At 66.1% G+C, this 10,397-nt stretch carries 7 protein-coding genes; 4 read left to right on the top strand and 3 right to left on the bottom strand.

The window, feature by feature from the left end; translation table 11 throughout:
- Nucleotides 1-184: 184 nt before the first annotated feature.
- The 3 genes from ACFX4F_RS19950 to ACFX4F_RS19940 all read right to left on the bottom strand — a co-directional run bounded on the left by ACFX4F_RS19950 (nucleotide 185) and on the right by ACFX4F_RS19940 (nucleotide 3,386).
- Entirely contained in the window at nucleotides 185-1,903 is a 1,719-nt protein-coding gene (locus ACFX4F_RS19950) for a thiamine pyrophosphate-dependent enzyme (protein ID WP_180165710.1), read from the bottom strand.
- 109 nt (nucleotides 1,904-2,012) lie between these two features.
- The gene (locus tag ACFX4F_RS19945) at nucleotides 2,013-2,873 is read right to left on the bottom strand and encodes an XAC2610-related protein (protein WP_099820883.1); all 861 of its coding nucleotides are present in this window, start codon (nucleotides 2,871-2,873) and stop codon (nucleotides 2,013-2,015) included.
- A 36-nt stretch (nucleotides 2,874-2,909) separates the two neighbouring features.
- Entirely contained in the window at nucleotides 2,910-3,386 is a 477-nt protein-coding gene (locus tag ACFX4F_RS19940; protein WP_165787280.1) for a DUF3574 domain-containing protein, read from the bottom strand.
- 241 nt (nucleotides 3,387-3,627) lie between these two features.
- On the opposite strand from ACFX4F_RS19940, the gene ACFX4F_RS19935 reads away from it, so the two are divergent.
- The 4 genes from ACFX4F_RS19935 to otsA all read left to right on the top strand — a co-directional run bounded on the left by ACFX4F_RS19935 (nucleotide 3,628) and on the right by otsA (nucleotide 10,272).
- Entirely contained in the window at nucleotides 3,628-6,060 is a 2,433-nt protein-coding gene (locus ACFX4F_RS19935) for a TonB-dependent receptor plug domain-containing protein (RefSeq protein ID WP_380658045.1), read from the top strand.
- Nucleotides 6,061-6,332: 272 nt separating this feature from the next.
- On the top strand, nucleotides 6,333-7,091 hold the full coding sequence (gene otsB, locus ACFX4F_RS19930) for a trehalose-phosphatase (RefSeq protein ID WP_380658043.1): 759 nt from the start codon (nucleotides 6,333-6,335) through the stop codon (nucleotides 7,089-7,091).
- A 38-nt stretch (nucleotides 7,092-7,129) separates the two neighbouring features.
- On the top strand, nucleotides 7,130-8,911 hold the full coding sequence (locus tag ACFX4F_RS19925; protein WP_099820903.1) for a glycoside hydrolase family 15 protein: 1,782 nt from the start codon (nucleotides 7,130-7,132) through the stop codon (nucleotides 8,909-8,911).
- Nucleotides 8,908-10,272 carry an alpha,alpha-trehalose-phosphate synthase (UDP-forming) gene (gene otsA / locus ACFX4F_RS19920; protein WP_180165720.1) on the top strand — a complete coding sequence of 455 codons (1,365 nt, stop codon included), beginning with the start codon at nucleotides 8,908-8,910 and terminating at the stop codon, nucleotides 10,270-10,272. The genes ACFX4F_RS19925 and otsA overlap by 4 nt, the downstream gene beginning before the upstream one ends.
- Nucleotides 10,273-10,397 lie beyond the last annotated feature (125 nt).

Below are 10,397 nucleotides of genomic sequence, written 5' to 3'. Positions count from 1 at the left end.
GGGTCCGGTTGCGGGGGCGTGAGCCGCATGGATGCGGCGACCGAGCTTACATGGACGTACTTGCAGCGTCCCCCGCAACCGGACCCACCCCGCCATCCCACGGATAGCAAGCTGTTGCTGTTGCTTCGGCTGTTGCTCCGGCCTCGGCGGGTGCAGGGCGCAGCCCTGCATAAAACCCAACCTCTTACTTCTTCAGGAAGTTGTCCACCAGCAGATGCTTGACGTCGTCGATGCGACCGCTCAGCACCGCCTTGGCCGCGTACAGCGCCGTGCCCGCCACCTGCTTGGCCTCGATCTGCGGCGGCATCACCAACTCCGCGCGACTGGTGTGCACGTCCAGCAGCGCCGGCCCACGCTGGGCCAGGAAATCCTGCACGGCTTCTTCCAGATCCTCGCTGCGGGTCACGGTGCGGCCGTGGAAGCCGATCACCTCGGCCAACCGGCCGAAGTCCGGATTCTTCAGGTCGGTGTAGTTGTCCAGCAGGCCCTCCACCTTCTGCTCCAGCTCGACGAAGTTCAGCGAGCCGTTGTTGAACACCACCACCTTGATCGGCAGGTTCTCCTGTACCGCGGTCAGCAGATCGCCCAGCAGCATCGCCAGCCCACCGTCGCCGGACAACGAGATCACCTGGCGGCCAGGAAACGCCTTCTGCAGACCCAGCGCCTGTGGCATCGCGTTGGCCATCGTGCCGTGCAGCAGGCTGGTCAACGTACGGCGCCTGCCGTTCACCCGGATGTGCCGCAGCACCCACACCATCGGCGAGCCACCGTCCGCGGTGAACAGTGCATCGTCGGTAGCGTATTTCGACAGCAGCGCGGTCAGGTGCTGCGGATGGATCAACTCGCCCTCACCCGGCTGCTCCTCCTGCTCGCGCTTCTTCAGCGCCTTGTCGCGATGCTCGATGCATTCGTCCAGGAAGCTGCTGTCTTCGCGAGGAGGCAGCATCGGCAGCAGCGCATCCAGCGTCGGCGCGATATCACCGACCACGCCCAGGTTCACCGGATGGCGACGACCGAGGTGGCTGCCGTCGCGGTCGACCTGGATGATCGTGGCCTTGTCCGGATAGAACTGGCCCCAGGCGAAATCCGCGCCGAGCAGCAGCAGCGTGTCGCATTCCATCAACGTATGGAATCCGGATTCGATGCCGAAGACGCCGGTCATGCCCATGTTGTACGGGTTGTCCGGTTCAACGAAGTCCTTGGCACGCGACGTGTGCGCCACCGGTGCCTGCAGGCGCCGCGCCAGCTCCAGCAGCTGCGCATGCGCCCCCTGGCAACCGGCGCCGGCATAGATGCCGATGCGCTTGCCCTGCCCCAGCAGTTCAGCGACCTGCTGCAGCTCGCTATCGGAGGGGCGCAGCACCGGCTGGGTGTAATGCACCGAGAACGGCACATCGTGCTTCACGTCCGCTTCGCTGATGTCGGCCGGCAGGATCACCACCGCCACGCCGCGACGGCTGATGGCCGCCTGGCAGGCGAGCGCCACCACGCGGCGTGCCTGCGCCGGGCTGTGCACCTGCTCGCAGAACACCGTGCAGCTGCCATACACCGCCTTGAAATCCACTTCCTGCGGGAACTCCATGCCGAGTTCGCTGGTGACCACCTGGCTGGCGATCAGCACCATCGGTGCGCGGTTGCGGTTGCTCTCGAAGATGCCGTTGATGAAATGCAGGCCACCGGGCCCGCACGAGCCTGCGCAGGCGGTCAGCTGGCCGCTGATCAATGAATCGGCACCGGCCGCGAACGCAGCGACCTCTTCATGGCGCACATGCACCCACTCGATTTCACTGCGATGCAGTGCGTCGGTGACATGGTTCAGGGTGTCGCCGACGATGCCATAACAACGGCGGACGCCCGCCTGCTGCAATGTATCGACGACGATCTCGGCAACGCGCTTGCTCATGGTGCTGCAGCCTGGTTCGGGGGAAACCAGAGGCTAGACCCGGTGAAGTGATGCTCCCGTGGGCAAGAGGCCGATCGCCTTGATGTGCAAACTCCGGGCAGCGCTGCCGTCAATCGTTGACGTTGATCCAGCCCTCGATCGCGCCCTGTTTCGGAGTGCGGTAACGCAGCTTCACCCAGCCGTCCTGCTCATCCAGCATCTCCACCTGATCGCCCTGTACCAGGTAGCGCTTGGTGCTTGATGCGCCGGGCCGGTCGAACAGGAACAGGCGCGCAGGCAGCACGGTGGCGTCCAGGCCCCGCAGCGGTGCGCCGCTGGCGGGTGCACCCAATCCGTCACCAATGGCGCTTTCCAGCACCTTGCCGGCGGGATCATAGGTGCGCCACACCGCCAGCGGGCCTTGGCTTTCGGTCTCTTCCCAGTGCAGCGCCTGGTTGAGCGTATCGCCCAACAACAGCACATTCTCACCGCGATACAGATAGAGCTGCGGGCCGCTGAAGCGATACACGTCGGTGTACCACATCGGCCCACTACGGCAGCTGGCAGTCAGCGTGCGCGCGGCTGCATCGGCGGTGAGGCCCATCAGGTCACCGCACTGATCGTGTCCATGGGTCACCGCCTTCAGCGCGCGGAATTCACCGCTGCCCACGTCGAAGCGATAGACCGCAACAGCCTCATTGACCATGCCCACCGCCGCGCGCGCGACCAGTTCAGGGTGTCCATCGAAATCGAGATCCTCTGCGCTCAGGCGGGCGTTGCCATCGGCATCGGGCGCGCCGGGCAGGTGCTGGCGCTTCCCGGCAGGCTGCAGCAGCACGGCAAGCATGCCGTCCTCCTGCACCTCTGCCGTCACCTGCACGCCCGCTGCCGGTGAAAAACGCAGCGGGCCCCGGTCCTCATCCTGCGCCTGCGCTACGGGCACCAACACGCCGGCCAGCATCACGCCCAACAGCAGATCCCTGGATTTCATCGTCATTCCCTGCAGCGCCACCGTGGCGCACCTGGGTCAGAACGATACGTCAACCGCCTGCCGCGACCACAACACCGACTGGTGCTTGGTCTGCTGCTTCCACGCCAGCCGGATCGCTTCGATGTCGGCGCGGCGCTGCGGGCTGTCCTCGTGCAGCACCACCAGCACCTTGGTGCGCAGGCGGTTCGGGGAGGCATCGCCACGGAACAGCCACTGGCCGTAGGCATCGAACACGGTCAGCCCATCCGGGAAGCGCGGGGTCACCTCCTTGTCCAGGAACGCGCGCCACTGCGCATCGCTGATGGTGTCGGCCTGCGGGCGGTCACCGGCGCCCTGCTCTTCGCCCACGCCGAAGTACAGCTCGCTGCGCACCCAACCATGGCCGCTGGACGGCCGCGCGGCGTCGCCCTGCAGCTCGGCGGTGGTGGCATAGGCGCTGGGCGCGTTGGAGGACAGGCTGGCGCAGCCACTGGTGGCCAGCAGCACGGCGAAGACAAGGCCAAGGTGTTTCATCGGGAACAGCACTCCGGGAAGGGGAAAAAGCACGACGAAGGGGCACGGAGGGTACACCTGCGCCTCGGTTGCGGCTGCAACCAATGCCCTCATGCCGGCAGGGCATGAAGTGATGCGATGGAAGAAGGGGCTTGCATCGCACCACCTCCTCACGCCAAGATAATATATCGCTTCATCCGGATGGATGTAAGTGAAACTATCTCCCCCGCCCCTTCCCCACGTCGTTGCTGCTGGAGTCCGCATGTCCCCCCGCCTGTCCGCGTCGCCGCTCGGCCTCGCCATCGCGCTCGCCCTGTCCCCCACCCTGGCTTCGGCCCAGGATGCCGCCACCAACCTGGACACGGTGATCGTCACCGGCACCCGCGCCGCCGACCGCACCGTGCTTGAATCTACGTCGCCGGTGGACGTGCTGACCGCCGAGGACATCCGCAAGGCCGGCGTGGTCAATGGCGAGCTCGGCAGCGCCCTGCAGGCACTGCTGCCCTCGTTCAACTTCCCGCGCCAGTCCAACTCCGGCGGCGCCGACCACGTGCGCGCCGCGCAGCTGCGCGGGCTGTCACCGGACCAGGTGCTGGTACTGATCAACGGCAAGCGCCGCCACCACACCGCGCTGGTCAACACCGACAGCAAGATCGGCAAGGGCACCACCCCGGTCGACTTCAATTCGATTCCGGTCAGCGCCATCAAGCGCATCGAAGTGCTGCGCGATGGCGCAGGTGCGCTGTACGGCTCCGATGCGGTGGCCGGCGTGATCAACGTGATTCTCGACAACGGCGGCGACGGCGGCGAGATCGAAGCCAGCTACGGCGCCAACCACACCGATCTCAAGCCGATCGGCCGCACCCTCACCGATGGCCAGACCGGCAACATCAGCGCCAAGGTCGGCACTTCGCTGGGCGAGGACGGTGGCTTCCTGCGCGTGGGCCTGGAATACAAGAAGCGCAACGGTACCAACCGCGCCGGCTTCGACCAGATTCCGCCGTGGGACCAGACCGAGGCCAATCTTGCCCTGCAGGGCAAGCGCAACTACGTGCTCGGAGATGGCGCCAGCAAGGACATCAACCTGTGGCTGAACACCGAGATCCCGGTCGGCAAGACAGCGACGTTCTATGCGTTCGGCACGTTCAACCAGCGTGACACCGAAGGCGCGAACTACTTCCGTTACCCCGACGGCGATGCCAACTGGAAGCAGGTCTACCCCAACGGCTACCGGCCGATCTCCGAAGGCGAGAACCGCGACGTGCAGGCGGTGGCCGGTGCGCGCGGGCAGTGGGGCGAATGGGCTTACGACGGCAGCCTGGATTACGGCCAGAACGACTTCACCTACCGCCTGCGTGATTCGCTGAACGCCTCGCTGGGGCCGACCAGCCCAACCCGATTCAAGACCGCGGACTACGAGTACGCGCAGACCGTGGGCAACGTCGATCTGAGCCGCGTGTTCTCGCAGTCCGACAGCATCAGCCACACCCTGGGCCTGGGCGCCGAAGCCCGCCACGAGCGCTACCAGACCCGTCCAGGCGACCCGGCCAGCTACGCCGCCGGCCCGTACACCGATCGTCCGACCGGTTCGCAGGCGGGTGGCGGCCTGACCCCGCAGGACGCGGCTACCCTGTCGCGTGATGTGGCCAGCGCCTACGCCAGCCTGTCCAGCCAGTTCGGCGAAAAATTCTCCACCGACCTGGCGGCGCGCTACGAGCACAGCGATGACTTCGGCGGCGAGCTGACCGGCAAGCTCGGCCTGCGCTACGAATTCACCCCCGCATTCGCCCTGCGCGGCGCGATCTCCAACAATTTCCGCGCGCCGTCGCTGGCGCAGATCGGCTACGAATCCACCTCCACCGGTTACAACGCCGGTGGCCAGCTGGTGCAGGGCCGCCTGCTGTCGGTCAACAATCCGATCGCCCGTGGCCTCGGCGCGCAGGACCTGAAGCCGGAGAAGTCGCTGAACACTTCGCTCGGCTTCACCAGCCGCATCGGCGAGCACTTCGACCTGTCACTGGACTTCTTCCAGATCGACATCGACGACCGCATCGCGCTGTCGGAGAGCATCACCGGCGATGCGCTGACCGACTACGTGGCCGCCAACTACGGCGTCAGCGGCCTGCAGAGCGCCAGCTTCTTCGTCAACGCCGCCGACACGCGCACCCGCGGTGCCGAGCTGGTGAGCAACTGGCGGCAGTCGCTGGGCGATGGCCAGCTGCTGCTGACCGGCACCTACGCCTACACCAAGACCACGTTGAAGAACGTACTGGCCACGCCCGCGCAATTGCAGGCGCTCGACCCGGACTACGTACTGTTCGGCATCGAAGAGACCAATACACTGACCGATGCCACACCGCGTACCCGTGGCAGTTTCGCGGCCAGCTGGAGCAACGACCGCTGGTCGCTGAGCAGCCGGGTGAACCGCTACGGCAGCGCCACCCGCGTATTCAACTTCGGCGATGGCTACATTCCGCGCCAGACCTACCAGGCCGAGTGGCAGCTGGATGCGGAAGTGGAATACCGCATCACGCCGCAGTGGAGCGTAGCCATCGGTGGGCAGAACCTGACCGACAACTACCCGGATCGTTCCAACGAGGACATCCACTACTTCGGCAACCTGCCCTACGACGTGCTGTCGCCGATCGGCAGCAACGGTGCGTACTACTACGGGCGCGTGCGTTACACGTTCTGATTGCTATGGGTGTGATTGCCTTGGGTGGGTGCGGACGGTTGGTCCGCACAGCATGCCGACCAACCATCGGCACCCACCGGGACGCCATTGATCGCTGCGGGTGGGTGCGGACCGTCGGTCCGCACAGCATGCCGACCAACGGTCGGCACCCACCGGGACGCCATTGATCGCTGCGGGTGGGTGCGGACCGTTGGTCCGCACAGCCGGCACGACCCACAGCCGTAGCCTGACCTCGACCCCACGTACACGCTGACGCTGGCATGGTGGTCGCCATGGCTGAACCGCTCCCCCTGCGTCCGCCACCTCCATTGCTGGACGACGCCTGCGCGTTGTTCCTCGATGTGGATGGCACCCTGATCGAATTCGCTGCACGCCCCGACGCCGTGCAGCTTCTCCCCGATGTGCGTGAAGCCATCGGCCGCATCAGTGATCGACTGGAAGGTGCCGTGGCACTGGTCAGTGGTCGCCCGCTTGAACAGCTGGACCAGTTGTTCGCGCCACTCAAGCTTCCCGCCGCGGGCCTGCATGGCCACGAGCTGCGTGCACAGGACGGGCACGTCATACGCGATGAGCATGGCGACGACACAGCCGACTGGCTGCATGCCCTTCATCAACAAGCCATGCGTTTCGCCCATGGCCACCCCGGCGTACTGGTCGAGAACAAGGGCGTAGGCCTGGCCCTGCACTGGCGTGGCGCGCCGCATGCCGCCAACGATGTGCGCGCCTTCGCCGACCGCCACATCCGCGGCCGTGCCAGCTATCGCCTGCAGCCGGGCGACCATGTCGTTGAATTCGTTCCGGTGGCCACCAACAAGGGCCGGGCCGTACGGCGGCTGATGCAGTACCTGCCGTTCCGTGGGCGTCTGCCGGTGTTCCTCGGCGATGACCTGACCGATGAATTCGGCTTCGATGCGGCCAACGGCCTGCACGGCTGGAGCGTGTTGATCGGTGAACGTGAACCCAGTGTGGCGGTGTTCGCGCTGCCCGACATACGCAGCGTGCACGCCTGGCTGCGTGAGAATGCGTATTGACCCCGGCCCCCACGGCCGCAACCGAGATGTACCGCGTGATGACCCAACCCGATCTTGATCTGGGCGTGGTCGGCAACGGCAGCTTCGGCGCCCTGGTCGACAAACACGCCCGTGTTGTCTGGAGTTGCCTGCCGACCTTCGACGGCGACCCGACCTTCTGTGCCCTGCTCAGCCCCAACCAGCAGACCGGCGGCGACTTCGCCATCGAGCTGGAGGACTTCGCCGACAGCGAACAGGAATACCTCACCAACACCGCGATCCTGCGCACCGTGCTGCGCGATGCGCATGGCGGCGCGCTGGAAATCCTCGATTTCGCCCCGCGCTGGCGCCAGAACGATCGTTTCTACCGGCCGGTCAGCCTGATCCGCCAGGTGCGTCCGTTGTCCGGAAGCCCGCGCATCGTGATCCGCGCACGCCCGCTGGCCGACTGGGGCGCGCGCGTGCCCGAGTCCACCTGGGGCAGCAACCATGTGCGCTGGATCCTGCCCGAACATGTGCTGCGGCTGACCACCGATGTCCCGGTGCGCTTCGTGCGCGACGGCATGCCGTTCGTGCTCAACCACCCCATCCACCTGATCCTGGGCGTGGATGAATCGCTCAACCGCTCCATCAGCGGCTACGTGCAGGAAGCGTTCCAGCGCACCCGCGACTACTGGCGCGAATGGGTGCGTTACCTGTCCATTCCGCTGGAATGGCAGGACGCGGTGATCCGCAGTGCGATCACCCTCAAGCTCTGCCAGTACGAGGACAGCGGCGCGATCATCGCGGCGATGACCACCTCGATTCCGGAGGCGCCCGGCAGCGTGCGCAATTGGGATTACCGCTACTGCTGGCTGCGCGATGCCGCCTTCGTGGTGCGCGCGTTGAACCGCCTGGGCGCCACCCGCACGATGGAGCAGTTCCTCGGCTACATCTTCAACCTCGCCACCACCGACGGCACCCTGCAGCCGCTGTACGGCATCGGCTTCGAAGCCAAGCTGGACGAGGATGAAGTACCCAGCCTGTCCGGCTACCGCGGCATGGGCCCGGTGCGGCGCGGCAACCTGGCCTGGGTGCAGCGCCAGCACGATGTCTACGGCAGCGTGGTGCTGGCCTCCACCCAGCTGTTCTTCGACCGCCGCCTGCAGGATCCCGGTGACAGCCATACCTTCGCGCGGCTGGAACCGCTGGGCGAACAGGCCTTTGCCCTGCACGACGTGCCCGACGCCGGCCTGTGGGAATTCCGCGGCCGCACCGAAGTGCATACCTACACCAGCGCGATGTGCTGGGCGGCGTGCGATCGCCTGTGCAAGATCGCCGTGCGCCTGAAGCGTGATGACCGCGCGCAGTACTGGCGCGAACGTGCCGACACCATCCACGCACGCATCATGGAAAAAGCCTGGAGCGAAGAACTCGGCCACTTCACCGACACCTTCGATGGCCACCGCCTGGATGCCTCGTTGCTGCTGCTGGCCGACATCGGCTTCATCGATGCCAACGACGCACGCTTCGTCGCCACTGTCGAGGCCATCGGCCGCGACCTCAAGCATGGCAACGCGCTGTACCGCTACATCGCACCGGATGATTTCGGCGAGCCGGAAACCAGCTTCACCATCTGCACGTTCTGGTACATCGATGCGCTCGCTGCGATCGGCCGCATGGACGAAGCGCGCGAGATGTTCGAAGCGCTGCTGCAGCAACGCAACCATCTGGGCCTGCTGTCGGAGGACCTCGCCTTCGACGGTGGCGAGGCCTGGGGCAACTTCCCGCAGACCTACTCGCATGTCGGCCTGATCACCGCGGCGATGCGCCTGTCGCGTTCCTGGCAGGAGGCCTCGTGAGCCGTCTTGTCATTGTTTCCAACCGCGTGGCCGTCCCCGGCGAGAACCGTGCCGGCGGCCTCGCCGTGGGCCTGCTGGCAGCACTGAAGGAGCGCGGTGGGCTGTGGTTCGGCTGGAGTGGCAAGAGCGTGCGCGAGGCCAGTGGCGCGCTGCACGAACAGCGCGATGGTGACATCCAGTACGTCACCATGGACCTGGCCAAGCGCGATGTGGATGGCTACTACAACGGCTTCGCCAACCGCACGCTGTGGCCCCTGCTGCACTTCCGCCTGGACCTGGTCGACTACGACCGCGGCACCCGCGAGACCTATCACCGGGTCAACGCACTGTTCGCCGACAAGCTGGCGCCGCTGCTGCGCGAAGACGACATCGTCTGGATCCACGATTACCACCTGATTCCGCTCGGCGCGATGCTGCGCGAGCGCGGCATCGGCTGCCGCATCGGCTTCTTCCTGCACATCCCGATGCCCTCGGCCGACCTGCTGCAGGCCATGCCCGACCATCTGCGGCTGTTCTCGGCGCTGTATGCCTACGACCTGGTCGGCTTCCAGACCCAGCGCGATGCCGATCGCTTCCAGACCTACCTGCGCCTGTTCGGCGGCGGTCGGGTGCTCGACAACGGCAACCTCGAAGCGCCCGGTGGACGCCACTTCCGTGCCGCGGCGTTCCCGATCGGCATCGACACCGAGCTGATCGCCCGCCAGGCCAGCACCGCCGCCAGCAAGGCAGCAGTGAAGAACCTGCGCAGCAGCCTGCGCGACCGCCAGCTCGCCATCGGCGTGGATCGCCTGGACTACTCCAAAGGCCTGCCCGAGCGTTTCCTCGGCTTCGAACGTTACCTGCAGCGCCATCCCGACCAGCGCGGCTCGCTCACCTACCTGCAGATCGCGCCAGTCTCGCGCGGCGATGTCACCGAGTACCGGCAGCTGCGCAGCCAGCTGGAGCAGATTGCCGGCCACATCAATGGGGGCCACGCCGAGCCCGACTGGACCCCGCTGCGCTACGTCAACCAGAACTTCACCCACGCCACCCTGACCGGTTTCTACCGTGCCGCCGCTGTCGGCCTGGTGACCCCGCTGCGCGATGGCATGAACCTGGTGGCCAAGGAATACGTGGCCTCGCAGGACCCGGAAGATCCGGGCGTGCTGGTGCTGTCCCTGCTGGCCGGCGCCGCCGATGAACTGAAGCAGGCGCTGCTGGTCAACCCGCATGACCTGGACGGCGTGGCCGATGCCATCGCCACCGCCGCCACGATGTCCCTGCGCAAGCGCCAGGAACGCTGGCACGCGATGATGGAACACCTGCGCACCTACGACATCAACCACTGGCGCCGCAGCTACCTCGAGGCGCTGGAGGGCTGAGGCAAGCGCTCCTGTAGAGCCGAGATCCTATGTTTGTGGTCAAGCCTGCTGGAAGCAGGCTTGACCCACTTTCAGCATGGCTGGATCAAAGTCCCGACCGCTCTTGAAGACGCCCCAGGCGATCT

It is taken from the genome of Stenotrophomonas sp. YIM B13575, from assembly GCF_042787595.1.
Taxonomy (GTDB): domain Bacteria; phylum Pseudomonadota; class Gammaproteobacteria; order Xanthomonadales; family Xanthomonadaceae; genus Stenotrophomonas; species Stenotrophomonas lactitubi_B.
This window is presented reverse-complemented; position numbering and strand designations above follow the sequence as displayed.

Bases quoted from the DNA above. Each gene is read 5' to 3' on its own strand.
- otsB (WP_380658043.1), top strand. From the start codon at position 6,333: ATGGCTGAACCGCTCCCCCTGCGTCCGCCACCTCCATTGCTGGACGAC.
- ACFX4F_RS19950 (WP_180165710.1), bottom strand. From the start codon at position 1,903: ATGAGCAAGCGCGTTGCCGAGATCGTCGTCGATACATTGCAGCAGGCG.
- ACFX4F_RS19935 (WP_380658045.1), top strand. From the start codon at position 3,628: ATGTCCCCCCGCCTGTCCGCGTCGCCGCTCGGCCTCGCCATCGCGCTC.
- ACFX4F_RS19925 (WP_099820903.1), top strand. From the start codon at position 7,130: ATGACCCAACCCGATCTTGATCTGGGCGTGGTCGGCAACGGCAGCTTC.
- ACFX4F_RS19945 (WP_099820883.1), bottom strand. From the start codon at position 2,873: ATGAAATCCAGGGATCTGCTGTTGGGCGTGATGCTGGCCGGCGTGTTG.
- ACFX4F_RS19940 (WP_165787280.1), bottom strand. From the start codon at position 3,386: ATGAAACACCTTGGCCTTGTCTTCGCCGTGCTGCTGGCCACCAGTGGC.